A 23567-nucleotide genomic window follows, 5' to 3' on the forward strand; every position below is an offset into this window, starting at 1 on the left:
CCTGGGAGCCGTCTCCCGTGCGCCCTTATTCCGGCACGGCGGACACCGCGTGACATACGAACCCGCGTGAAAGAGGCGATTACCGGCCGTGTCGACCCAGCAGACTTCGCAGGAGAACCCACTGGCGGGTTTCGGCCCGAACGAGTGGATCGTCGAGGAGATGTACCAGCGCTACCTCGCCGACCCCTCGAGCGTCGACTCGGCCTGGCACGACTTCTTCGCCGACTACCGGCCCGCGCCGGGCGCCGCCACGCCGCGCCCCGCCGAGCCGAAGGCGCAGCCGGCCGCCAGGCCGGAGCCCGCCGGGCAGCAGGAGCCGGCCGCTGCGGTCGCCCAGCAGCCGGCCGCCGCCAAGCCGGCCCCCGCGAAGCCCGCGCCCGCCAAGCCGGCCGCCGCCAAGCCCGCGCCGGCCGCGAAGGCCGCCCCGACGAAGCCCGCCGTCAAGGCCCCGGCGCCGGCTGGCGCGAGCACCACTCCGCTGCGTGGCGTCGCCGCCAAGATCGTGCAGAACATGGACGCCTCGCTGAGCGTCCCGACCGCGACCAGCGTGCGCTCGGTCCCGGCCAAGCTGCTCGTCGACAACCGCATCGTGATCAACAACCACCTCGCCCGCGGGCGGGGCGGCAAGGTCAGCTTCACCCACCTGATCGGGTACGCGATGGTCCGGGCGCTGGTCGAGCACCCGGAGATGAACAACTCCTTCGCCGAGGTCGACGGCAAGCCGGCGGTGGTCCGCCCCGAGCACGTCAACCTGGGCATCGCGATCGACCTGACCAAGCCGGACGGGTCGCGCAACCTGGTGGTGCCGTCCATCAAGGCCTGCGAGCAGATGGACTTCCGGCAGTTCTGGCAGGCGTACGAGGACGTGGTCCGGCGCGCCCGCCGCAACGAGCTGACCATGGAGGACTACGCCGGCACCACCATCTCGCTGACCAACCCGGGCGGCATCGGCACGGTTCACTCGATCCCCCGGCTGATGCAGGGGCAGAGCGCGATCATCGGCGTCGGCGCGATGGAGTACCCGGCGCCGTACCAGGGCATGTCCGAGGCGACCCTCGCCGAGCTGGCGGTCAGCAAGGTCATCACCCTGACCAGCACGTACGACCACCGGATCATCCAGGGCGCGCAGTCCGGCGAGTTCCTCAAGGTCATGCACGAGCTGCTCCTGGGCGAGCGCGGCTTCTACGACGACGTCTTCACCTCGCTGCGCATCCCGTACGAGCCGGTGCGCTGGATGCGGGACGTCGCGGTCGACTCCGAGGGCCAGATCAACAAGACCGCCCGGGTGCACGAGCTGATCCACGCGTACCGGGTCCGCGGCCACCTGATGGCCGACACCGACCCGCTGGAGTTCAAGATCCGCAGGCACCCGGACCTGGACGTGCTCCAGCACGGCCTGACCCTCTGGGACCTGGACCGGGTCTTCCCGGTCAACGGCTTCGCCGGCAGGCAGCGGATGAAGCTGCGGGAGATCCTGGGCGTGCTGCGCGACTCGTACTGCCGCCGCGTCGGCATCGAGTACATGCACATCCAGGACCCGGAGGAGCGGCGCTGGCTCCAGGAGCGGGTCGAGCGCAAGTACGAGAAGCCCACCGCCGACGAGCAGAAGCACGTGCTCAACCGGCTCAACGCCGCCGAGGCGTTCGAGACCTTCCTGCAGACCAAGTACGTCGGGCAGAAGCGCTTCTCGCTGGAGGGCGGCGAGTCGCTGATCCCGCTGCTCGGCGAGGTGCTGGAGTCCTCCGCCGAGGGGGGGCTTGACGAGGTCGTCATCGGCATGGCCCACCGGGGCCGGCTCAACGTGCTGGCCAACATTGTCGGCAAGCCGTACGAGAAGATCTTCTCCGAGTTCGAGGGGCACCTCGACCCGCGCTCGACGCAGGGCTCGGGCGACGTGAAGTACCACCTCGGCCAGAACGGCAAGTTCACCACCCCGGACGGCCAGCACGCGGTCAAGGTGTCGGTGGTGGCCAACCCGTCGCACCTGGAGGCCGTGGACCCGGTGCTGGAGGGCATCGTCCGGGCCAAGCAGGACCGGATCGACCTCAAGCTGGAGGGCTACACCGTGCTGCCGCTGGCGGTGCACGGTGACGCCGCCTTCGCCGGCCAGGGCGTGGTCGCCGAGACGCTCAACCTGTCCCAGCTGCGCGGCTACCGCACCGGCGGCACCGTGCACGTGGTGGTCAACAACCAGGTCGGCTTCACCACCGCCCCGGAGTACAGCCGGTCCAGCCTCTACAGCACCGACGTGGCCCGGATGATCCAGGCGCCGATCTTCCACGTGAACGGCGACGACCCCGAGGCGGTCGTCCGGGTGGCCCGGCTGTCCTTCGAGTACCGGCAGGCGTTCAACAAGGACGTCGTGATCGACATGGTCTGCTACCGCCGGCGCGGACACAACGAGGGCGACGACCCGTCGATGTCCAACCCGCAGATGTACCGGATCATCGACTCGAAGCGCTCGGTCCGGAAGCTCTACACCGAGGAGCTCATCGGGCGGGGTGACATCACCGTGGAGGACGCGGAGGAGCTGCTGCGCGACTACCAGGCGCAGCTGGAGCGGGTCTTCAAGGCCACCCGGGACGCGGCCAGCACGCCGCGTCACCTCAGCCGCTCGCCCCGTCTGGTGGAACCGGAGCCGCAGGTCGAGACCGCGACCGACGCCGCCGTCGTCAAGGCGATCGGCGAGGCGCACGTCAACCTGCCGGAGGGCTTCACCCCGCACAAGCGGATCCAGCAGCTGCTCGACCGGCGGGCCAAGATGTCCGTCGAGGGCAACATCGACTGGGGCTTCGGCGAGATCATCGCCTTCGGCGCGCTGCTGCACGACGGCGTCACCGTCCGGCTCGCCGGGCAGGACTCCCGCCGGGGCACCTTCGTCCAGCGGCACGCGTCGGTGGTGGACGCCAAGACCGGCGACGACTACCTGCCACTGAAGTCGCTCACCGGCGACGGCGAGCGGTCCCGCTTCTTCGTGCACGACTCGCTGCTCAGCGAGTACGCCGCGATGGGCTTCGAGTACGGCTACTCGGTGGAGAACGTCAACGCGCTGGTCTGCTGGGAGGCCCAGTTCGGCGACTTCGTCAACGGCGCCCAGTCGGTGATCGACGAGTTCATCTCCTCCGGCGAGGTGAAGTGGGGCCAGCGCTCCGCGGTCACGCTGCTGCTGCCGCACGGCCACGAGGGCCAGGGCCCGGACCACACCTCCGGCCGCCCCGAGCGGTTCCTCCAGCTCTGCGCCGAGGACAACATGCGGGTGGCCATCCCGACCACCCCGGCGAACTACTTCCACCTGCTGCGTCGCCAGGCCCTCTCGCCGAAGCGCAAGCCGCTGGTGGTGTTCACGCCGAAGTCGCTGCTGCGGCACAAGCTCTGCGTCTCCCCGGTCGAGGACTTCACCACCGGCACCTTCCAGCCGGTGCTTCGGGACACGGGTGCCCCGGCGCCGGAGCAGGTGAAGCGGGTGCTGCTCTGCTCGGGCAAGGTCTACTACGACCTGTTCCAGGCCCGGGCCGAGCGGGGCGTCACCGACACCGCGATCATCCGGATGGAGCAGCTCTACCCGCTGCCGGTCGAGGAGATCCGGGCCGCGCTGGCGCTGTACCCGAACGCCGAGGACTTCGCCTGGGTGCAGGAGGAGCCGGCCAACCAGGGGGCCTGGTCCTTCGTGGCGCTCAACCTGCTGGAGCACCTGAGCGAGATCCGGCTCCGCCGCATCTCCCGCCCGGCCGCCGCCGCCCCTTCGGTGGGCTCGGCCAAGATGCACGACGTCGAGCAGGCCGCGCTGATCGAGGCGGCCCTCCCCCGCCCGTAACCCGACCGCACCGCCGAGGCCGGGGCAGAGACCGTCAGCACGACGGCTCTGCCCCGGTTTCGTGGGCGGACCATCCGAGAGGACAGAGCATGTACTTCACCGACCGCGGCATCGAGGAACTGGTCGAGCGCCGGGGTGACGAGCAGGTCAGCATGGAGTGGCTCGGCGAGCGCCTGCGCGACTTCGTCGACCTGAACCCGGAGTTCGAAACCCCGATCGAGCGCTTCGCCACCTGGCTCGCCCGGCTGGACGACGAGGACGAGGAGTAGCCGCCCGCAGGTCAGCGCTCCCCTGCCTCGACGAGGCGCACACAGCGTTCGACCACCGCCGTCGTGCGCTCGACGTCACCGGTGGCCAGCAGGTCGAGGAGGGCACCGCGCAGCAGCGCCAGGCCGAGGGCGTCGCGCGTCGCGTCGCCACCATGGCCGCCGCCGGGCAGCGCGGCCAGCAGCCCGAGCCAGTCCTCGACCGTCTGCCGGGCGAAGCCCGCCCACGGCCCGTCCGGCTCGCTCAGCGAACGGGCGTACGCCTGGAGCCAGAGGATCAGCATCGGTCGGTGCGCCGGATCCACGAGCCATCTCCAGGTGGTCCGGATCGTGGCGACGAGGTCCTCGGAGCCCCCCGCGTCCCGGGCCCGCCGCAGCGCGGTCAGTTCGTCGGCTCGGGCCCGCGCGAGCAGGGCACGGATCAGCTCGTCCTTGGAGCCGAAGAGAAAGAGCAGGACGCGGGGGCTGGACCCGATGGCCGCGGCGAGCGGGCGCAACGACAGCTGCGCGAGTCCGTGCTCCAGCGCGTACTGGTAGGCCCGCTCGAGGAGTTCGTCGCGGCGGGCGCTCGGGGGTCGATCGTGCTGCGTCACAGCGCTACTCTGCCACTGAAACGACTGTTTCAGTGGTGGAGGGATGTCGATGAGCGCAGAGGCCGTAATTCGTCCGCTCGGTCGTCCGGGTGACCTCGGCTGGGTGGTGATGGCCCACGGCGAGGTGTACGCGGCCGAGTTCGGCTGGGACACGAGCTTCGAGGCGCTCGTGGCACGGATCGTCGCCGACTACGCCGCCGAACACGACCCGGCGCGGGAGGCCGCGTGGATCGCCGAGGTCGACGGGGAACGGGTCGGCTGCGTCTTCTGCGTCGCCGCGGACGAGCGCACGGCCCAGCTCCGGATCCTGTTGATCGCCCCGTCGGCCCGGGGACGGCGCCTCGGCGGCCAACTGGTCGACGAGTGCCTGGCCTTCGCCCGGCGGGCGGGGTACGCCCGAATCCGGCTCTGGACCAATCACCCGCTGGTCGCTGCCCGTCAGATCTATCTCTCCCGGGGCTTCCGCCTGGTCCGGGAGGAGCCACACCACAGCTTCGGCGTGGCCCTGACCGGCCAGGTGTACGAACGGGACCTGGAACCGGCGGAGGCGTGACGACCCTGGTGGACGGCCCCGAGCGATTGACGCGACGCCTCTCCGTCGCGTCCACTGGAGAGCAGCGTCCAGGGTCCGACGAGGACGCGCCGGACCCCACGCCGCCCGACGCCAGGGAGGCGGAATGAACCCCGAAGCCCGCAAGCCGCCGCAGGACGCCGTGACGGTCCGCCGCCTCCGACTCGGCATCGGATCCGTCGGCATCGCACTGCCGATCGTGCTGATGGTCGGTCACCTGATCGTCGCCCGCCGGCCCACGCTGCTCGACTCGCTCAGCGGCTACTACCACACCGAGATGCGGGATGTCTTCGTCGGCAGCCTGTGCGCCATCGGGGTGTTCCTCCTCAGCTACCGGTACCGGCGACCGGACGACATCCTGAGCACGATCGCGGGCCTGCTGGCGATCGCGGTGGCGCTCTTCCCCACCACGACGGACGCCCCGGGCACGACCAGCGCCAGCGACCGAATGGTCGGGCTGGTGCACCAGGTCTCCGCCGCGGCCCTGTTCGTCCTCCTCGCCGTCTTCTGCCTGTTCATCTTCACCGGGACCGACCGGGCCGGCCGACCGGCGCGACCCGGCAACCGGTTCTACCGCACCTGCGGCTGGCTCATCCTCGCCGCGATCGGGCTCGCCCTGGCGAGCAACGCGCTCCCCGACGACCTGCGCGACACGCTCAAGCCGCTGTTGTGGTGCGAGACGCTCGCGGTGTTCGCCTTCGGCGCCGCATGGCTGGCCAAGAGCTACGAGCTGTTCCGGGCGTCCAGCCCGCCGGACGAGCCGGGGCATGACCTGGGCTCCACCGCCGCGTCCGGGCCGCCCGTGACGGCGAATTCGTGAGCAACGGCCCGGGCACAAGGACCCGGGCGAGGGGCGCCGCGATCTCCTAGGGTGGGGACGTGGCTCGCAGCGTCTACCTCACCAGCGTGGGGTCCGGCGGGGGGAAGTCCACCATCGCGCTCGGGCTGGCCGAGCTGCTCTCCCGGCAGGTTGAGCGGATCGGCGCGTTCCGGCCGCTGGTCTCCGGCACCGACCCCGATCCGATCCTCGCGCTGCTCACCGGCCGCTACCGGATGGACCTCCCGATCGCCGAGCTCTCCGGCGCGACGTACGCGGAGGCGAGGATGCTGGTCGCCGACGGCCGGCGGGAGGAGCTGATCTCCCGGATCGTGGATCGCTACCGGGACGTGGAGCGGCGCTGCCCGGCGGTGGTCGTGGTGGGCAGCGACTTCGCCGACGGGGACGGCGGCGGCCCGCGCGAGCTGGCCTTCAACGCCCGGCTGGCCACCGAGTTCAGCAGCGTGGTGGTGCCCGTGATCGACGGGTTCGGCCAGGAGCCGGAGGCGATCGCGGCGGCGGCCCGCGGGGCGTACCACGATCTGGAGGACCTGGCGGCGACGGTGCTGGCGGTGATCGCAAACCGGGTGCCCGGCCCGATGACTCTGCCCGAGCTGCCCGTCCCCGCGTACGCCATCCCGGAGGTGCCGACCGTGTCGGCGCCAACGGTGGCCGAGGTGGCGGCGGCGCTCGGCGCCACCCTGCTGGCCGGTGACGACACCGCGCTCGGCCGGGACGTGCTCGACTACGTGGTCGGCGCGGCGCACGTGCCCACCCTGCTCGACCACCTGACCGAGGGCGCGCTCGTGATCACGCCGGGCGACCGGGCCGACCTGCTGGTGGCGGCGAGCGCCGCGCACGTGGCCGGTCAGGTCTCGCTGGCCGGGCTGGTGCTCACCCTCGGCGAACTGCCCGACCCGCGGGCGATGCGGCTGGTCGAGCGGCTCAACACCGGGCTCGCCGTGCTCTCGGTGCCCAGCGACAGCTACGACACGGTGGCGGCGTCCAGCCGGATCGAGGGCCGGCCCAGCGTCGACAACCCGCGCAAGGTGGAGGCCGCGCTCGGCGCGTTCGAGCGCTGCGTGGACACCGTCGAGCTGGCCCGCCGGCTGCGGGTCAGCCGCTCCGAGCGGGTCACCCCGCTGATGTTCGAGAACGACCTGATCGACCGGGCCCGGGCGCAGCGCCGCCGGCTGGTGCTGCCGGAGGGCTTCGAGGAACGGATCCTGCGGGCGGCGGAGATCCTGCTGCGCCGGGGCGTCGCGGACCTGACCCTGCTCGGCCGTCCCGACGACATCGCTCGGCGCGCTCGGGAGCTGGGCGTCGACATCGGCGACGCCGAGGTGGTCGACCCGGTCACCAGCGAGTGGCGGGACGCGTTCGCCGCCGAGTACGCGAAGCTGCGCGCGCACCGGGGAGTCAGCGTCGAACTGGCCCACGACATCGTGGCGCAGCCCAACTACTTCGGCACGATGATGGTGCAGACCGGGCACGCGGACGGCATGGTCTCCGGCGCCACCCACACCACGGCGGCCACCATCCGCCCCGCCTTCGAGATCATCCGGACCGTGCCGGGCGTCTCGATCGCCTCCAGCGTCTTCTTCATGCTGCTCGCCGATCGCGTGCTGGTCTACGGCGACTGCGCGGTCAACCGCGACCCGGACGCCGCCCAGCTCGCCGACATCGCCATCTCCTCCGCCGACACCACGGCCCGGTTCGGCATCGAGCCGCGGGTGGCGATGCTGTCGTACTCGACCGGCAGGTCCGGTGCCGGCGCCGACGTGGAGAAGGTCGCGGCGGCCACCAAGCTGGTCCGCGAGCGCCGCCCGGAGCTGCTGGTGGAGGGCCCGATCCAGTACGACGCGGCGATCGATCCGCAGGTCGCGGCCACAAAGCTGCCGGACAGCCCGGTGGCCGGGCGGGCCACGGTCTTCATCTTCCCGGACCTGAACACCGGCAACAACACCTACAAGGCGGTGCAGCGCTCGGCCGGCGCGGTGGCGGTCGGGCCGGTGATGCAGGGCCTGCGCCGGCCGGTCAACGACCTGTCCCGCGGGGCCACCGTCCCGGACATCGTCAACACCGTCGCCATCACCGCCATCCAGGCCGCGGCCGGGGAGTCGTCATGAGTCGGGTGCTCGTCCTCAACTGCGGGTCGTCGTCGGTCAAGTACCGGCTCTACGACGGCGAGACCGTGCGCGACAAGGGCACGGTGGAGCGAATCGGCGAGCCGGGTGGCGGCCCTGCCGACCACGAGACCGCGGTCCGGGAGATCATCGCCCGGCTGGACCTGACCGGGCTGAGCGCGGTGGGGCACCGGGTGGTGCACGGCGGCCGGACGTTCAGCGAACCGATGCTGATCGACGATGCGGTGTTCGCCGCGATCGAGGATCTGGTGCCGCTCGCACCGCTGCACAACCCGGGCAACCTGACCGGCATCCGGGTCGCCCGCGAGTCGCTGCCGGACGTCCCGCAGGTCGCGGTCTTCGACACCGCGTTCCATCACACGCTGTCGGAGGCCGCCGCCACGTACGCGATCGAGCGGGACGTCGCGCAGCGCTACGGCATCCGGCGGTACGGCTTCCACGGCACCTCGCACGCGTACGTCTCCCGGCGCACCGCCGAGCTGCTGGAGCGGCCGTACGAGGAGTTGAACATCATCACGCTGCACTTGGGCAACGGCGCCAGCGCCTGCGCGGTCCGGGGCGGCCGCAGCGTGGCCACCTCGATGGGGATGTCGCCGCTCGAAGGGCTCGTGATGGGCACCCGCAGCGGGGACCTCGACCCGACGATCATCTTCCACCTGCGTCGCGAGGGCGGGATGGGCGTCGACGACATCGACGACCTGCTCAACCACCACAGCGGTCTGCTCGGGCTGACCGGCGCCAACGACATGCGCGAGGTGCTCCAGCGCCGGGAGGCCGGGGACGCCGCGGCGGCGCTCGCCTTCGACGTCTACTGCCGCCGGATCACCGGCTACGTCGGGGGGTACTACGCGCTGCTCGGGCGGGTGGACGCGATCACCTTCACCGCCGGGGTGGGCGAGCACGCCGCGCCGGTCCGCGCTGCGGCGCTGGCCGGGCTGGACCGGCTCGGCATCACGGTCGACCCGGCGCGCAACGGCGGCAGCGGCGACCGGGTGATCTCGCCGGACGGCGCCGAGGTGACCGTCTGCGTGATCGCCACCGACGAGGAACGGGAGATCGCCCGGGAGACCCGGGCCGTGGTGGCGAACCAGCACTGACCCGGGCGGGCGGTCAGCTCAGCGCCAGCCAGGCGACGACGGCCAGCAGCAGCACCACGACCACCGCGCCGACGATCAGCGGCAGGCGGGAGGAAGCGGCGGCCGGAGCGGTGGCCTCGGGCGCGCTGGCGAAGGCACGGAACTGCTCGGTGTTGCCGCTCGGGTCGGTGTAGTTCTCAGGCATGCCGCCGAGCCTAGCGAAGCTCGTCGAACCCGGCCGTCCCGGCGGGCCGGTCACGGCAGGTCGGTCCGGCCGGTGGAGACGGATCGACCGGGTGGCGGTGGCGGCGGATCCGGACGGCGGGACCGGGCGGACCGCCCGGCCGCCTACCGTGGAAACGTGGGCGTACAGCGGCTGATCGCCGTGCTGATGACGGCGCTGCTGGCGGGCTGCGGCCCGGCCACCGCCGTCACCGGCGACGCGCCGCCGCGGAGCGCATCCCGCGTGGATCGCCCGGAGGCGTCCCGGCACGCCCCGGACGGGCCGTATCCGGTGGGCGTACGGCAGCTCACCGTCGACCCGGGCGGCGCGAGGCCCCTCCCCGTGACGATCTGGTACCCGGCGGATCCGGGCCCGATGGCCTCGGTCCCGGCGACGGTCATCGCCGGCGCGCCGATCGCCGCCGGACGGTTCCCGGTGGTGGTCTACAGCCACGGGTTGCGCAGCCTCCCGGAGCTGCACGCCCCGCTGACCACCCGGTGGGCCGCCGCCGGCTTCGTGGTGGCCGCCCCGACCTACCCGCGGACCAACCTCCACGCGCCGGACTTCACCCGGGCGGACGTCCGCAACCAGCCCGCCGACGGCTGGCGGCTGATCCACCACCTGGTACGCCTCGACGCCCGCCGGGACGATCCCCTCGCCGGCCACCTGGACGTCAACCGGATCGCGGCGGCCGGCCACTCGGCAGGCGGCTTCACCACGGCCGGGATGTTCACCTCCGGTCACTCGGCGCGGCTGCGCTCCGGCATCGTCATCGCCGGCGGGGGCCTGGCCGGCAGCTTCGCCGGTCCGGCCGCGCCGCTGCTCTTCGTGCACGGCGGGGCCGACCCGATCGTGCCGGAGTCCGTCGGCCGCGCCGCGTACGCCCGGACGACCGGACCGGTGGCGTTCCTGAGCCTGTCCGGCCAGGGCCACGGCGAGTACCTGACCCCGGGCCGTCCCGGCTTCGCCCAGGTCCTCGCCACCACCACCGACTTCCTCCGCTGGACCCTCTACGACGACCCGACGGCCCGGCACCGCCTCCCCACCGACGCCCACCTCCCCGGCATCACCACCTTCACCGACGGCGGGACGACGGGCGAGGGCTGATCCACTCCGTTTGCCGGAGATAGGGGTGTCCCGACGTATCCGACACCCCCAGATGCGGCGCCTCGTGACGATCTTGCGCGGGGTCGCCCCCGGTCGCGCCGATGTCGGGTCGGCGGTCCGCGGGTGCCAGGCACAATCGTCTTCATGTCCCGCCGCCGTACCCCCGCCCTGATCGCCGCCGCGCTGCTCACCCTGAGCCTGGTGGGCTGCTCGAGCGATGCCGCCCGGGCCCCGCGCAGCGTCCCGACGGCGCCGCCGAAGGCGACCACCCCGGCGCCGCGGGTACCCGCCGGGCACGCACCCACCAAGGCCTTCGCGGTCGGCGTACGCCAGCTCACGCTGAACCGCGGCGGCGACCGCCCCCTGCCGGTGACCGTCTGGTACCCGGCCGGCGGCACTGCCGGCGGCCCGCCGGAGCGGTCCGCCCCGGCGGCGACCGGCCGGTTCCCGGTGGTGATGTTCAGCCACGGCCTCGGCGCCCGCCCGGAGGACTACCAACTGCTGCTGAGCCGCTGGGCGGCGGCCGGCTTCGTCGTCGCCGCGCCGAAGTTCCCGCACACCGGCAAGGGCGGCGACGGCAACGTGCTCGACGTGCTCAACCAGCCCGCCGACGTGTCGTACGCGCTGACCCAGGTGCTCACGCTCGACACCAGGGCGGGCGACCCGCTGCGCGGCCGGCTGGACCCCGACCGGGTGGCCGCGGCCGGGCACAGCGCCGGCGGGGTGACCACGATCGGGCTCTTCACCGCCGGCCGGGACGACCGGCTCGACGCCGGCGTGGTCTTCGCCGGCACCGCGCTCGGGGTCGGTACTGCCTTTGCCGGGGCGGCCGCGCCGCAGCTCTTCGTGCACGGCGAGGCCGACGAGGTGGTGGACTACGCCGCCGGCAAGGCGGCCTACGACGCGGTGCCCTGGCCGAAGGCGATGCTCAGCCTGCCCAAGGGGGACCACGGGCAGGCGCTGCTCGCCGACGGCAAGGCCCTCCGCGTGGTCTCCGACACCACGGTCGAGTTCCTCCGCTGGACCCTCTACGGCGACGCGGCGGCCAAGCGCCGGCTCCCCGCCGAGGCCACCCGCGGCAACCTCGCCACCCTCGACGACCACCTCTGACGGCGCCGCATCCCGCCCGCAGGCACGCTCTTTCACCGAAAGAGTGGCCATCCGCGCGGAAATGGCCACTCTTTCGGTGAATTTGCGGGGATTTTGCCCGGGCGCCGCGTCAGGCGGTGTGGTCGATGACGACCTTGCCGAAGACCTCGCCGGAGTGCAGCCGGGCGAAGGCCTCCTCGATCCGGCTGAACGGCATGACGCTGTCGATCACCGGGTGCACGTCGCGCTCGGCGCAGAACGCCAGCAGCTCGGTCAGCTCGTCCGGCGTGCCCATCGAGGTGCCCAGGATCTCCAGTTGCATCGCGAAGACCCGGCGCAGGTTGACCTTGGGCTCGTGCCCGGCGGTGGCGCCGGAGACGACGATCCGGCCCATCGGCGCCGCCGACTTCAGCGAGTGGTCGAAGGTGGCCGCGCCGACCGTCTCGATCACCACGTCGACCCGCTCGGGCAGGCGCGCGCCGGGCTCCAGCGCGGTCGCCCCCAGTTCGGTGATCCGCTCCCGCTTGGCGGCGTCCCGGCTGGTCGCGTACACCCGCTTGCCGAGCGCGACGCCGAGCGCGACGGCCGCGGTGGCGACGCCGCCGCCGGCGCCCTGGACCAGCACCGACTCGCCCTCGTCGACCCGGCCCTTGGTGGTCAGCATCCGCCACGCGGTGAGCCAGGACGTCGGCAGGCACGCCGCGTCGGTCACCGACAGGCCCGTCGGCAGCGGCAGCAGGTTCATCCGGGGTACGGCCACCCGCTCGGCGAAGGTGCCGGGGAAGTGCTCGGAGAGGATGGAGACTCCCCGCGGGTCACCCGGGGTGGGCACGACGGGGTAGATGACCACCTCGTTGCCGTCCGGGTCCGTGCCGACCGCGTCGCAGCCGAGGGTCATCGGCAGCTGGTCCGAGCTGAGCCCGACTCCGCGCAGCGACCACAGGTCGTGGTGGTTGAGCGAGCTGGCCTGCACCTGCACGGTGACCCAGTCGTCATCGGGGTGGGTCGGCTCGGGGCGGTCGCCGACGCTGAGCGCGGCGAGCGGGTTGTCGGCGTCGAAGCTCGAGGCATAGGCGGCACGCATGATCGGCACCGTAACAAGAGGAGCGGGTGTTCAGAAGGGGCCCCGCCCCTACCCGAAGCGGTAGCAGGGGGCCTGCGAACGGGCCGGCGGCGAGTCCCGCGCGTCGGGACGCCCCCGGCCCGTTCGTCCGTCGACCTCAGCGGCGGGCGACGCCGTCGCGGCGGGCGGCCTCGGCGACCGCCTCGGCGACCGCCGGGGCGACCCGCGGGTCCAACGGGGAGGGCACGATCGCATCGGCGGTCAGCGACTCGGCGACCACGCCGGCGATCGCGTCGGCGGCGGCCACCTTCATCCCGTCGGTGATCCGGGTGGCACCGGCGTCCAGCGCTCCGCGGAACACGCCGGGGAAGGCCAGCACGTTGTTGATCTGGTTGGGGTAGTCGCTGCGCCCGGTGGCGACCACCGCCACGTGCCGGGCGGCCACCTCCGGGTGCACTTCGGGGGTCGGGTTGGCCAGCGCGAAGACGATCCCGCCGGACGCCATGCCCGCCACCGCCTCCTCGGGGATCTGCCCGCCGGAGACGCCGACCAGCACGTCGGCGCCGCGCAGCGCCTCGGTGATGTCGCCCTGCCGGCCCTCCGCGTTGGTGGTCTCCGCCAGCTCGGCCTTGGTCCCGGTCAGGTCGCGGTGCCGGCCGATGATCCCCTTGGAGTCGCAGACCACCACCTGGTCCGGGTTCACTCCCCCGGCGACCAGCATCTTCGTCACCGCAACCCCGGCCGCGCCGGCGCCGCTGACCGCCACCCGCAGGTCGCCGAGCTTGCGGTTGAGCAGGGTGGCGGCGTTGCGCAGCGCGGCCAGCACGACGATCGCGGTGCCGTGCTGGTCGTCGTGGAAGACCGGGATCGGCAGCGCCTCGTCCAGCAGGCGCTCCACCTCGAAGCAGCGCGGGGCGCTGATGTCCTCGAGGTTGATCCCGCCGAACGAGGGCGCGAGCGCCCGCACCGCCGCCACGATCTCGTCCACGTCCTGGGTGTCGAGGCAGATCGGCACCGCGTCCACGCCGGCGAACTGCTTGAACAGCACCGCCTTGCCCTCCATCACCGGCAGCGCCGCGCGCGGGCCGATGTTGCCCAGGCCGAGTACGGCGGAGCCGTCGGTGACGACCGCGACGGTGTGCGACACCCAGGTGTAGTCGTCGGCCAGGTCCGGGTCGGCAGCGATCGCCTCACACACCCGGGCCACCCCCGGCGTGTACGCGAGGGAGAGGTCCTCCCGGCTGGTGAGGGGGACGGTCGAGGCGACCGCCAGCTTGCCGCCGACGTGCAGCCGGAAGACGGGATCAGCGGGGTCCACGGTGGACGAAGACATGGTGACTCCAGGATCTGTCGAGCAGACGGACCGGCCGACTCGGGCGCGAGGTCAGCGGCGAGCGGGGCGGGCGGTGCGGGGGTCACCCGGGCACTTCCGAGCATAGTGGTGCGCGGGCAGCGCCGATGTGAGCGGGGTCATATCGGCCGAGGACGTACCCGCCCGGGGCGGGGCCAGTAGCGGACCACCACCCGCCCCCGGACGTCGGCCACCCCGTACGCCCGGGAGTCGTCGGCGACCAGGTCGTTGTCCCCGCGTACCCACCAACCGCCCTCCTCGGGACGGACCGCGCGCTTGACCACGAGCAGCTCAGGGCGGCTGCGGAAGACCGCGAGCACCACGTCTCCCGGCCGGACCGCCCGCCCGCCGGTGCGGACCAGCACCGCGTCGCCGTGTCGCAGCGTCGGGGCCATGGAGGGCCCGGTGACCAGTACGGGCACCAGCGGCCCCCGCAGCTCGGGGCCGCCGGGCTCGTCGACCGCACGCACCGGGGTTTCACCTCCCGCCCGCTGGGGAGCATGTCCAGGAGTAATGTCGGCTTGGATCATCGCAAACATCCCATGGAGGACCCTGATGCGCCTTCCTCGCATCCTTACGCCCCGTGTGACCGCCAGCGCCCACTGCGACCTGCCGTGCGGCGTCTACGACCCGGCGCAGGCCCGGATCGAGGCCGAGTCGGTCAAAATGATCTGCGAGAAGTACCAGTCCAACACCGACCCCGAGTACCGCACCCGGGCGATCATCATCAAGGAGCAGCGCGCCGAGCTGGTCAAGCACCACCTCTGGGTGCTCTGGACCGACTACTTCAAGCCGGCCCACTTCGAGAAGTACCCGCACCTGCACCAGCTCTTCAACGAGACCACCAAGCTGGCGGGCTCCGCCGGCGCCAAGGGCGCGACCGACCCGGCCATCGCCGACCAGCTGCTGCAGAAGATCGACGAGATCTCGAAGATCTTCTGGGAGACCAAGAAGGCGTGACCCTGGCTTCCCAGGCACCGACGATCCGGCCGGCGCGTCCCGAGGACGTGCCGGCCGTCGTCGCGATGGTGCACGAGCTGGCCGAGTACGAACGGGCCGCCGAGCAGTGCCACCTGACCACCGAGCAGCTGAGCGCCGCCCTGTTCGGGCCGGACCCGGCGCTCTTCGGCCACGTCGCGGTGGACGCGGAGGACGAGCCGATCGGCTTCGCGCTCTGGTTCCTCAACTTCTCCACCTGGGAAGGCGTGCACGGCATCTACCTGGAGGACCTGTACGTCCGCCCGGCCGCCCGGGGCAGCGGGGCGGGGCGGCTGTTGCTGGCCACCCTGGCCGCGATCTGCGTGCAACGGGGCTACCGGCGGCTGGAGTGGTGGATGATCAACTGGAACCCCGCGGCCGGCTTCTACGCGTCCATCGGGGCGGTTCCAATGCAGGAGTGGGTGCCGTACCGGCTCTCCGGGCCGGCACTGCACGGCCTGGCCGCGCAGGCGACGGCCGCACCCACGCACCCGACCGCCTGACCCGGTAGAGTCCCGCACCGGGGGGATGAGGCGTGACTCCATTGACCGGCCAGCCGACGATCGACGAGGACGTCGTGCACCTCACCGTGCCCGCCGACGGCGGCTACCTCGGCGTGCTCCGCACCGCCACGGCCGGCCTCGCGGCCCGGCTACAGTTCGCCCTCGACGAGATCGAGGACCTGCGCATCGCCGTTGACGAGGCGTGCGCCATGCTGCTCGCCATCGCCACCCGCAACGCCGAGCTGGAGTGCCGGTTCGCGGTGACCGACGACGCACTGACCGTCGAGGTGACCGTGCCGACCGTCCGGGGCGCGACGCTCCCCTCGGAGTCGTCCTTCGCCTGGAAGGTGCTCACCGCGCTGACCACGGGCGCCTCCGCGAAGGCCGCCGACGGCCGGGCCACCATCTCGCTGCTCACCCGCCGCGCCCCGGGCTACTGACCAACGCCGCCGCGGGCTACTGACCCGCGGCTTCAGGCGGATGATCGGCCCAGGCCGCGCAGTCGGGCAGCGCGTGCCGCGACGGGCCGGCAGGTCATTCGAAGCCGAGCGCCCGGGTGGTCGGCGGGCTGACCAGCAACCCGGCCACGCCGAGGCCGAGGGCCATCAGCGGCAGCCCGAGCCAGCCCATTCCGCCCTGGATCATGTACCAGCCGATCGGCAGCAGCATCAGCTGGAGCACGATGGCCGGGGCGCGGGCGCCCGCCTTCCGGCGCGCCAAGGCGCCGCCGAGGGCCCAGAGCGCCGCCGCCCCCGCGACCGCGAACGCCGTCACCAGCAGCGCCGACGTGAGGTGGGTCGTGGCGGCGGTGAGATCGGACCAGATCAGCCACACCGCGACCAGGCCGAGGGCGACCGCCTCGGCGCGCAGCAGGCGTACCGCCCAGCGGAGCGTGACGGGGATCGGGTCGGAGTCAATGGCCACGCGCGACACGATACCCGTGGGTAGTCGCGGTACAGTGCCGCCCATGCGGGCCGTCCTGGTGGTCAACCCGAAGGCCACCACCACCAGCGAACGCAGCCGGGACGTCCTTGTCCGGGCGCTGCGCAGCGAAGTCGACCTGTCGGTGCGGTACACCCGCCGACGGGGCCACGCCGTGGACCTGGCGCGGGAGGCGGCCGAGGAGGGGGTCGACCTGGTGGTCACCCTCGGTGGTGACGGCACGGTCAACGAGGTGGTGAACGGCCTGATGGCGGCCGAGCCACCGACCTTCCGGACCGGTGCCACCCCCGCGGACCGGCTGCCGGCGCTGGCCACCGTCCCGGGCGGCTCCACCAACGTCTTCGCCCGCGCGCTCGGGCTTCCCCGCGAGTGGCCGGACGGCACGAGCATGATCCTGGAGGGGCTGCGGCTCGGCCGGTCGCGGACGATCGGGCTCGGCCGCGCCGACGACCGCTACTTCACCTTCTGCGCCGGCTTCGGCATCGACGCGGCGGTGATCCACCGGGTGGAGCGGGCGCGCAGGCGGGGCCGGGTCTCCACGCCCGGGCTCTACCTGCGGTCGACCGTGGGCCAGTACTTCCTTGCCTCCGACCGCCGGCACCCGGCGATCACACTGGAACGCCCCGGTGAGGCGGCCGAGGGCGAGCTGGCCACGGTCATCATCCAGAACACGGCGCCCTGGACCTACCTCGGCGACTGGGAGATCAACCCGAACCCGGACGCGTCCTTCGACCTGGGGCTGGACGTGCTGGCAATGCGTCGACTGCGGGTGGCCAGCACGGCACGGACGGTGACCCAGTTCTTCTCCCGAAACGCCGATCCCCATGGCCGTCAGGCGCTGCGGCTGCACGACGTGTCGGAGTTCACCGTGCTCTCGGCCCGTCCGCTGGCTTTCCAGCTGGACGGGGACTACCTCGGCGAGCGGGAGAAAGTTAGATTCACGTCCGTTCCGGCCGCACTGAGAGTAATCTGCTAGGTCTCGGGTACTGCCGTCGGTTGACGCGAAGGACCACCGCAAGCGGTGGCCGCCACACCGACGGAAGGTGCCGGAAATGTCAGCAATGTCACGCGGACTGTACTATATTGATCCTCGACTGTGGTACGCCGGGTAACCAGAGCGCTCTGAAACCCGGACAAAGGGGTGGTGAGGTCGCTCACTGCTCGGAGTTTTTCCGAGCGGCGCCCTTGACATCGCGAGAGTTCGTGAAAGTATTCACAAGCGAACTCGTGTTACCGGGACATTGCCTGGATATGCTCGGCAGGTTGAGCTGTTCCAGCAGGTCCGAGGGGCCGTAAGCCTGCTCACGCAGTGCCGAATTGATGGATGCTGACCGTCACCAATCGGCATTGCGGATGCATATACAAAACGCAATGAAGTAAAAGCTGCCACCCATCCAGAACGAGGAGTGTTGCCGCCATGGACTGGCGCCACCGTGCTGTCTGCCGCGACGAGGACCCGGAGCTGTTCTTCCCGATCGGGACGTCCGGTCCGGCTCTGCTGCAGGTCGAGCAGGCCAAGGCCGTGTGCCGGCGGTGCCCCGTGACCGACCAGTGCCTGCAGTGGGCGCTCGAGTCGGGTCAGGACGCCGGCGTCTGGGGCGGGATGAGCGAGGAGGAGCGCCGCGCGGTCAAGCGCCGCGGCGGTCTCCGGGTGCTGCGCGCTCACTCCGCCTGATCCAACCGCACAGCTGCACGCCCCGGCCGAGCCATCCGCCGGGGCGTCTTGCTGTCCACCGCCAGGGCGGCGCGGCGGAGGACCAGGTCGGCGAGTTCGGGGGCGTCGGTGAGCGGGCCGGCCACGGCCACCGCGCCGGCAGCCCGGGCCGCCGCCACGACCGCGTCATGGAAGCGGCCGGGCGCCAGGAAGTAGGCGGCCACCGCCACCCGCCGGGCGCCGGCCGCGCGCAGCCGGGTCACCGCCGCACCGGTGGACGGGGGCGCCGCCGAGGCGTACGACACCCGGCAGGGCACCCCGAGCTCCCCGCCCAGGGCCGCGGCCACCCGGCCCACCGAGCCGCGGGCGTGCGGATCGCGGGTGCCCGCCGCCGCCAGCACCAGCGCGTCGAACCGGCCCGGGTCCGCCTCGGCCAGCCGGCGGCGCAGGGCGGCCAGCAGCGCGGCGTCCACCGCAGCGTCCGCCGGGCCGAGCACGTCGGTGACCCGGACGTCCATCGCCGGACCGGGCTCCCGGGCCGCGGCGACCGCCGCCGGGATGTCCACCCGCCGGTGGTACGCGGCGGTGAGCAGCAACGGCACCAGCACGGCCTGCGGCCGACCCGCCTCGGCGAGGCCCCGCAGCACCGCGGTCGGCCCCGGCTCGGTGTGGTCCAGCCAGCTCGGCAGCACCGTCGTGCCGGGACGGGCGGCCGCCACGGCCCGGGCCAGCGCCCGGGTCGCCTCGGCCGCCCGTGGATCACGGCTGCCGTGGGCGACCAGCACCACCGGGTCGGCAGCGGGGGCGGTCAGACGTGCAGGCCGCACTCGGTCTTCTCGAACATGGCCCACCGGCCCGCCCGCGGGTCCTCCCCCGCCTTCGTGCGGCGGGTGCAGGGCCAGCAGCCGATCGAGCCGTAGCCGCGGCTGAACAGCTCGTTGACCGGGATGTCGTACCGGGAGATGTAGGCGTCCACGTCCCGCTGGCTCCAGGCCGCGATCGGGTTGACCTTGACCTTGCCGCGCCGGGCGTCGAAGGCCACCACCGGCGTGTTGGCCCGGGTCGGCGACTCGTCCCGGCGCAGCCCGGCGGCCCAGGCGTCGTACCCGGTGAGAGCCCGCTCCAGCGGCTCCACCTTGCGCAGTTGGCAGCAGTCGTCCGGGGACTTGTTGAACAGCCGCGGGCCGTACTGGCCGTCCTGCTGCCCGACCGTCATCCGGGGACGGATCGAGCGCACGTTCACGGGAAGCCGCCGGGCCACCTCGTCGCGGACCCGCAACGTCTCCGGGAAGTGCAGGCCGGTGTCCAGGAAGATCACATCGACGCCGGGCGCGACCCGGGAGACCAGGTGCGCCAGCACCGCGTCCGCCATCGAGCTGGTCACGCAGAACCGGTCACCGAAGGTGTCGGCCGCCCAACGGGCGATCTCCAGCGCCGGGGCGCCCTCCAGCTCCCGGCCGGCCGCCTCGGCCAGCGCGCGCAGCTCCTCGGGGTCGCGCCGCGCCGGGTCGACCGGCGTCGGGCCACCGATCCCGACCAGGCCCAGGTTGGCCGCGGAGCCCAGAGTCATCTGTGCTGGCTTTTCGTTCGCGACTGCGGGGCTCGCAAGCTCACTCCTCGCGCTCACCGGGCCATCACCTTGCTGAGCAGGCCGGTGAACTTCACCGTGAAGACCCGGGCGCAGGCGTGGCACTCCCAGGCGCCGTGCCCGGCCTCGCTCGGCCGCAGGTCCTCCTCGCCGCAGTACGGGCAGTAGAGAGGTGCGGAACGTGTCTCACTCAACGCAATTCCTCCTCGTCGACCCTGATCACCCAGTTGGCGAACGTCTCGCCCTCGGTCCGGCCGGCCAGGTAGCGGCGGGCCAGCCGTTCCACGTACTCCGGAAGCTCCTCGGCGGTGGTCTTCAGGCCGCGCAGCTTGCGGCCGAAGCCGGCGGTCTGCCCCTGCGCCATGCCGAGGCCGCCGCCGAGGTGCACCTGAAAGCCCTCCACCTGCCGGCCGTCCGGGCCGACCACGAGCTGGCCCTTGAGGCCGATGTCGGCGACCTGGGTCCGCGCGCAGGCGTTCGGGCAGCCGTTGAGGTGGATGGAGATGTCGGCGTCGAAGTCGCGCAGCCGCTCCTCCAGCCGGGCCACCAGCTCCTCGCCGCGCCGCTTGGTCTCGACGATGGCGAGCTTGCAGTACTCGATGCCGGTGCAGGCCATGGTGCCGCGCCGCCAGGCCGACGGCCGGGCCTCCAGGCCGACCCCGCGCAGCGCTTCGACCAGCGACTCCGTCCGCTCCGGCGCCACGTCGAGCACCAGCAGCTTCTGGTACGGGGTGAGCCGGACCCGGTCGCTGCCGTGCGCCTCGACCAGGTCGGCGAGCCGGGCCAGCTGCGGGCCGGAGACCCGACCCACCACCGGGGCGGCCCCCACGTAGTTGCGCCCGTCGCGCTGCGGGTGCACCCCGATGTGGTCCATCGGCTTCGCGGGCAGCTCCGGGGCCGGGCCGTCGAGCAGCGTCCGGCCCAGGTACTCCTTCTCCAGTACCTCGCGGAACTTCCCCACGCCCCAGTCCGCGACCAGGAACTTCAGCCGGGCGCGGTTGCGCAGCCGGCGGTAGCCGTAGTCGCGGAAGATGCCGACCACGCCGGCCCAGACGTCCGGCACCTCGCCCAGCGGCACCCAGACGCCGAGCCGCTGGGCCAGCATCGGGTTGGTGGAGAGGCCGCCGCCGACCCAGAGGTCGAAGCCGGGGCCGTGCTCCGGGTGGTCCACCCCGAGGAAGGCGATGTCGTTCGCCTCGTACGGGGTGTCCACGAGCCAGGAGATCGAGGACTTGAACTTGCGCGGCAGGTTGGAGAACTGCTTGTCGCCGATGTACCGGCGGACGATCTCGTCGATCGCCGGCGTCGGGTCGACCAGCTCGGCCTCGGCCACCCCGGCGACCGGGCTGCCCAGCACGATGCGCGGGCAGTCACCGCAGGCCTCGGTGGTCTGCAGGCCGACCGCCTCCAGCCGGCGCCAGATCTCCGGCACGTCCTCGACCCGGATCCAGTGGAACTGGATGTTCTGCCGGTCGGTGATGTCGGCGGTGTCCCGGGCGAACTCCCGGGAGATATCGGCGATCACCCGGAGCTGGGCCAGGTTGAGCTGACCGCCGTCGACCCGGACCCGGAGCATGAAGAACTCGTCCTCCAGCTCGTGCGGCTCCAGCACGGCGGTGCGCCCGCCGTCGATGCCGGCCTTGCGCTGGGTGTAGAGCCCCCACCAGCGGAACCGGCCGCGCAGGTCCTGCGGATCGATCGAGGCGAAGCCCCGGTGGGCGTAGATGTTCTCGATCCGGGCCCGGACGTTCAGCGGGTCGTCGTCCTTCTTGATCCGCTCGTTGGCGTTGAGCGGCTCGCGGTGACCGAGCGCCCACTGCCCCTCACCGCGCGGGCGGCGGGCCGCCCGCGCGGCGGGCGCCGGGGTCTCGGGCCGGGTCGGGGTGCTGCTGACCGCCATCGCGGCGTCCTCCGTTGTCTGCGGTGCCCGGGTGCGCGGACGCGGCGGCCGGCCCTAGGAAGGGCCGTGGACGGCGATGTCTTTCAACGGCCGGCGCGGGAGCGCGCCCGAGACGGAAAGGTCGGGCGTCGTCAGTGGGCCGGACAGATCGCGCTGCGCACGCGGCCGTAATCGACGTGGCGACGGGCCACGAAGCGGCGGACGACAGCGGCGGTCATGGACCCATGCTTCCACACCCCCGAGGACCCGGCCAATGACCGCGTGTGCCATCCCACATCACGGACCAGCACCCTGCGATCCCGGCCCGCCGTCCAGGTCCGGCAGCGGCGCGTGGCGCGGTGTGGCAGGCTCGGCGCGTGGGCACAATGTCCGGAAAGCGGCAATTAGTCGGCGCCGGTGATCCCCGAATGGTCGGGCAGGACGAGGCCGGCGGGCGGGCGGCCCACGACATGCGGCGCGTGACGCGGTGGGCGGGGCTGGTCTGGCTCGGGCCGACGCTGCTCACCCTGATCGTCACCCTCGCCGGGATCGATCGGGCCCAGCTGTGGCGGGACGAGCTGGCGACCTGGAGCGCGGCGACCCGCCCGGTCGGGGACCTGCTCCGGCTGGCCGGCACGATCGACGCCGCGACCGGGCCCTACTACCTGCTGATGCACGGCTGGGTCGCGGTGTTCGGCGACTCGACCACCGCGCTGCGGCTGCCCTCCGTGCTGGCCATGGCCGGGGCGGCCGGGCTCACCGCCCTGCTCGGCCAGCGGCTGCTCGGCGCCCGGGTCGGCCTGCTCGCGGGGCTGCTCTTCGCCGTCCTCCCCGGCACCTCCCGGTACGCCCAGGAGGCCCGCCCGTACGCGCTGGCCACGCTCCTCGCCGTGCTGGCCACCCTGCTCCTGGTCGACGCGCTGCGGCGACCGGCGTGGTCACGCTGGGCCGGCTACGCCGTCGCCGTCGCCGCGCTCGGGCTGACCCATCTCATCGCGCTCACCCTGCTCGCCGCGCACGCCCTGGCGGTGCTGACCACCTTGCGGACAGGTGAACGTCGCGCGTGGCGGTGGCTGGTGGCGCTGCTGCCGGCCGTCCTGCTGGCGGCCCCGCTGGTGCTGCTGGCCCGGGGGCAACGATCCCGGCAGCTCGACTGGGTGGACCTGGCCCGGCTGAGCGACCTGATTGCGCTGCCGAGCGGGGTGGCGCAGAGCGGCCCGGTGGGTGGGCTGGTGCTCGGCCTCGCCGCGCTGGGCGCGGCACGGCTCGGCCGGCGGGCGCTGCTGTCGGGGGGGTGCGTCCTGCTGCCCGTGCTGCTGGTCTTCGCCGCCGGGCTGGTCGTACCGCTCTGGGTGCCGCGCTACCTGGTCTTCACCGTGCCGTTCGGCTGCCTGCTGGCCGGCGCGGCCCTGGCCAGCGTGCCGGTGGCGCCGGCGCTCACGCTGGTGGCGCTGGCCGGGGTGCTGGGCCTGCCCGACCAGGCGGCGCTGCGCCGCACCCACGAGTGGCCGCGCAGCGCCACGGTGGACTACCGGGGCGTGGCCCGGGTGATCGCCGACCATGAGCAGCCCGGTGACACGATCGTCTTCTCGCCCCGGGACAGCTGGCTCTTCCCCGACGTCGGCACCGCGTACCACCTGCGGGGGCGGCGGCCGCGCGACGTGCTGGTGGTTCGCGACCAGCGGCAGCGCGCGGACCTCTGGGCCAGCGAGTGCGACCGGCCGGCGGAGTGCCTGGCCGGCGTGCGACGGGTCTGGCTGGTGGTGACCGGACAGCGGAACAACCCGGTGGCCGCCGTGCCCGGGGCGAAGGGCGCGGCGCTGCGGGACGGCTTCACCGTCCAGCAGGTCTGGCCCCGCCCCGGCCTGACCGTCGCCCTCCTCACCCGCTGACGGGCCCCGTCACC

The 23567-nt window shown here is 72.9% G+C and carries 24 protein-coding genes; 14 read left to right on the forward strand and 10 right to left on the reverse strand.

Annotation, left to right across the window (positions count from 1 at the left end):
• Positions 1-88 precede the first annotated feature (88 nt).
• Together GA0070624_RS32750 and GA0070624_RS32755 are read left to right on the forward strand one after the other, a co-directional pair.
• Positions 89-3814 (forward strand): multifunctional oxoglutarate decarboxylase/oxoglutarate dehydrogenase thiamine pyrophosphate-binding subunit/dihydrolipoyllysine-residue succinyltransferase subunit, encoded by a 3726-nt coding sequence (locus GA0070624_RS32750; RefSeq protein ID WP_091347421.1) that lies wholly within the window; start codon positions 89-91, stop codon positions 3812-3814.
• A gap of 89 nt (positions 3815-3903) precedes the next feature.
• On the forward strand, positions 3904-4083 hold the full coding sequence (locus tag GA0070624_RS32755) for a DUF6104 family protein (RefSeq protein WP_091347424.1): 180 nt from the start codon (positions 3904-3906) through the stop codon (positions 4081-4083).
• An 11-nt stretch (positions 4084-4094) separates the two neighbouring features.
• On the opposite strand, the gene GA0070624_RS32760 is transcribed toward GA0070624_RS32755, so the two are convergent.
• A complete protein-coding gene (locus GA0070624_RS32760; RefSeq protein ID WP_091347426.1) occupies positions 4095-4673 on the reverse strand; it encodes a TetR/AcrR family transcriptional regulator in 579 nt (192 codons plus the stop codon).
• 49 nt (positions 4674-4722) lie between these two features.
• On the opposite strand from GA0070624_RS32760, the gene GA0070624_RS32765 reads away from it, so the two are divergent.
• The 4 genes from GA0070624_RS32765 (at position 4723) to GA0070624_RS32780 (ending at position 9305) form a co-directional block, all read left to right on the forward strand.
• Positions 4723-5226, forward strand: a complete 504-nt coding sequence (locus GA0070624_RS32765; RefSeq protein ID WP_218105352.1) for a GNAT family N-acetyltransferase — start codon at positions 4723-4725, stop codon at positions 5224-5226.
• A gap of 124 nt (positions 5227-5350) precedes the next feature.
• Complete coding sequence (locus GA0070624_RS32770; protein WP_091347430.1) at positions 5351-6064, forward strand: hypothetical protein; 714 nt, start codon at positions 5351-5353, stop codon at positions 6062-6064.
• A 59-nt stretch (positions 6065-6123) separates the two neighbouring features.
• Positions 6124-8190, forward strand: a complete 2067-nt coding sequence (pta, locus tag GA0070624_RS32775; protein WP_091347432.1) for a phosphate acetyltransferase — start codon at positions 6124-6126, stop codon at positions 8188-8190.
• Positions 8187-9305 (forward strand): acetate/propionate family kinase, encoded by a 1119-nt coding sequence (locus GA0070624_RS32780; RefSeq protein WP_091347434.1) that lies wholly within the window; start codon positions 8187-8189, stop codon positions 9303-9305. The genes pta and GA0070624_RS32780 overlap by 4 nt, the downstream gene beginning before the upstream one ends.
• 13 nt (positions 9306-9318) lie before the next feature.
• Here the strand turns inward: GA0070624_RS32780 and GA0070624_RS35155 are convergent, their stop codons facing one another.
• Positions 9319-9489 carry a hypothetical protein gene (locus GA0070624_RS35155; protein ID WP_176731957.1) on the reverse strand — a complete coding sequence of 57 codons (171 nt, stop codon included), beginning with the start codon at positions 9487-9489 and terminating at the stop codon, positions 9319-9321.
• A gap of 156 nt (positions 9490-9645) precedes the next feature.
• Between GA0070624_RS35155 and GA0070624_RS32785 the strand changes: the two genes are divergently transcribed.
• A complete protein-coding gene (locus GA0070624_RS32785) occupies positions 9646-10614 on the forward strand; it encodes an alpha/beta hydrolase family protein (RefSeq protein ID WP_091350334.1) in 969 nt (322 codons plus the stop codon).
• Positions 10615-10758: 144 nt separating this feature from the next.
• Positions 10759-11724 (forward strand): alpha/beta hydrolase family protein, encoded by a 966-nt coding sequence (locus tag GA0070624_RS32790; protein ID WP_091347436.1) that lies wholly within the window; start codon positions 10759-10761, stop codon positions 11722-11724.
• Positions 11725-11833: 109 nt separating this feature from the next.
• On the opposite strand, the gene GA0070624_RS32795 is transcribed toward GA0070624_RS32790, so the two are convergent.
• The 3 genes from GA0070624_RS32795 to GA0070624_RS32805 all read right to left on the reverse strand — a co-directional run bounded on the left by GA0070624_RS32795 (position 11834) and on the right by GA0070624_RS32805 (position 14587).
• On the reverse strand, positions 11834-12796 hold the full coding sequence (locus tag GA0070624_RS32795; protein WP_176731958.1) for a zinc-binding dehydrogenase: 963 nt from the start codon (positions 12794-12796) through the stop codon (positions 11834-11836).
• A 127-nt stretch (positions 12797-12923) separates the two neighbouring features.
• The gene (locus GA0070624_RS32800; RefSeq protein ID WP_091347441.1) at positions 12924-14099 is read right to left on the reverse strand and encodes an NAD(P)-dependent malic enzyme; all 1176 of its coding nucleotides are present in this window, start codon (positions 14097-14099) and stop codon (positions 12924-12926) included.
• Between the two features lie 137 nt (positions 14100-14236).
• Positions 14237-14587 carry a S24/S26 family peptidase gene (locus GA0070624_RS32805; protein WP_245719094.1) on the reverse strand — a complete coding sequence of 117 codons (351 nt, stop codon included), beginning with the start codon at positions 14585-14587 and terminating at the stop codon, positions 14237-14239.
• Positions 14588-14672: 85 nt separating this feature from the next.
• On the opposite strand from GA0070624_RS32805, the gene sodN reads away from it, so the two are divergent.
• The 3 genes from sodN (at position 14673) to GA0070624_RS32820 (ending at position 16038) form a co-directional block, all read left to right on the forward strand.
• Positions 14673-15077 carry a superoxide dismutase, Ni gene (sodN, locus tag GA0070624_RS32810; RefSeq protein WP_091347444.1) on the forward strand — a complete coding sequence of 135 codons (405 nt, stop codon included), beginning with the start codon at positions 14673-14675 and terminating at the stop codon, positions 15075-15077.
• A gap of 65 nt (positions 15078-15142) precedes the next feature.
• The gene (locus tag GA0070624_RS32815; protein WP_091350343.1) at positions 15143-15598 is read left to right on the forward strand and encodes a GNAT family N-acetyltransferase; all 456 of its coding nucleotides are present in this window, start codon (positions 15143-15145) and stop codon (positions 15596-15598) included.
• A gap of 32 nt (positions 15599-15630) precedes the next feature.
• Entirely contained in the window at positions 15631-16038 is a 408-nt protein-coding gene (locus GA0070624_RS32820; RefSeq protein ID WP_091347447.1) for an ATP-binding protein, read from the forward strand.
• A 94-nt stretch (positions 16039-16132) separates the two neighbouring features.
• On the opposite strand, the gene GA0070624_RS32825 is transcribed toward GA0070624_RS32820, so the two are convergent.
• Entirely contained in the window at positions 16133-16567 is a 435-nt protein-coding gene (locus GA0070624_RS32825; RefSeq protein WP_425413532.1) for a hypothetical protein, read from the reverse strand.
• Between GA0070624_RS32825 and GA0070624_RS32830 the strand changes: the two genes are divergently transcribed.
• Together GA0070624_RS32830 and GA0070624_RS32835 are read left to right on the forward strand one after the other, a co-directional pair.
• Entirely contained in the window at positions 16566-17516 is a 951-nt protein-coding gene (locus tag GA0070624_RS32830) for a diacylglycerol/lipid kinase family protein (protein WP_091347453.1), read from the forward strand. The two genes, GA0070624_RS32825 and GA0070624_RS32830, sit on opposite strands and share 2 nt — an antisense overlap.
• A gap of 441 nt (positions 17517-17957) precedes the next feature.
• Positions 17958-18215, forward strand: a complete 258-nt coding sequence (locus GA0070624_RS32835) for a WhiB family transcriptional regulator (RefSeq protein WP_091347454.1) — start codon at positions 17958-17960, stop codon at positions 18213-18215.
• Here the strand turns inward: GA0070624_RS32835 and GA0070624_RS32840 are convergent.
• Genes GA0070624_RS32840 through GA0070624_RS32850 form a run of 4 tightly spaced genes read right to left on the reverse strand, consistent with a single transcriptional unit; the run spans position 18203 to position 21682 of the window.
• Positions 18203-19021 (reverse strand): sirohydrochlorin chelatase, encoded by an 819-nt coding sequence (locus GA0070624_RS32840; RefSeq protein ID WP_091347456.1) that lies wholly within the window; start codon positions 19019-19021, stop codon positions 18203-18205. The genes GA0070624_RS32835 and GA0070624_RS32840 overlap by 13 nt on opposite strands.
• Positions 19003-19764: a phosphoadenylyl-sulfate reductase gene (locus GA0070624_RS32845; protein ID WP_091347458.1), complete on the reverse strand. Its 762-nt coding sequence runs from the start codon at positions 19762-19764 to the stop codon at positions 19003-19005. The genes GA0070624_RS32840 and GA0070624_RS32845 overlap by 19 nt, the downstream gene beginning before the upstream one ends.
• Before the next feature lie 53 nt (positions 19765-19817).
• Entirely contained in the window at positions 19818-19976 is a 159-nt protein-coding gene (locus GA0070624_RS34490) for an IS1 family transposase (RefSeq protein ID WP_141715229.1), read from the reverse strand.
• Entirely contained in the window at positions 19973-21682 is a 1710-nt protein-coding gene (locus GA0070624_RS32850; protein WP_091347460.1) for a nitrite/sulfite reductase, read from the reverse strand. The genes GA0070624_RS34490 and GA0070624_RS32850 overlap by 4 nt, the downstream gene beginning before the upstream one ends.
• Before the next feature lie 449 nt (positions 21683-22131).
• On the opposite strand from GA0070624_RS32850, the gene GA0070624_RS32855 reads away from it, so the two are divergent.
• Positions 22132-23553: a glycosyltransferase family 39 protein gene (locus GA0070624_RS32855; protein WP_245719220.1), complete on the forward strand. Its 1422-nt coding sequence runs from the start codon at positions 22132-22134 to the stop codon at positions 23551-23553.
• Positions 23554-23567: the final 14 nt, after the last annotated feature.

The sequence above is a fragment of the Micromonospora rhizosphaerae genome, assembly GCF_900091465.1.
In the GTDB taxonomy this organism is placed as follows: Bacteria; Actinomycetota; Actinomycetes; order Mycobacteriales; family Micromonosporaceae; genus Micromonospora; species Micromonospora rhizosphaerae.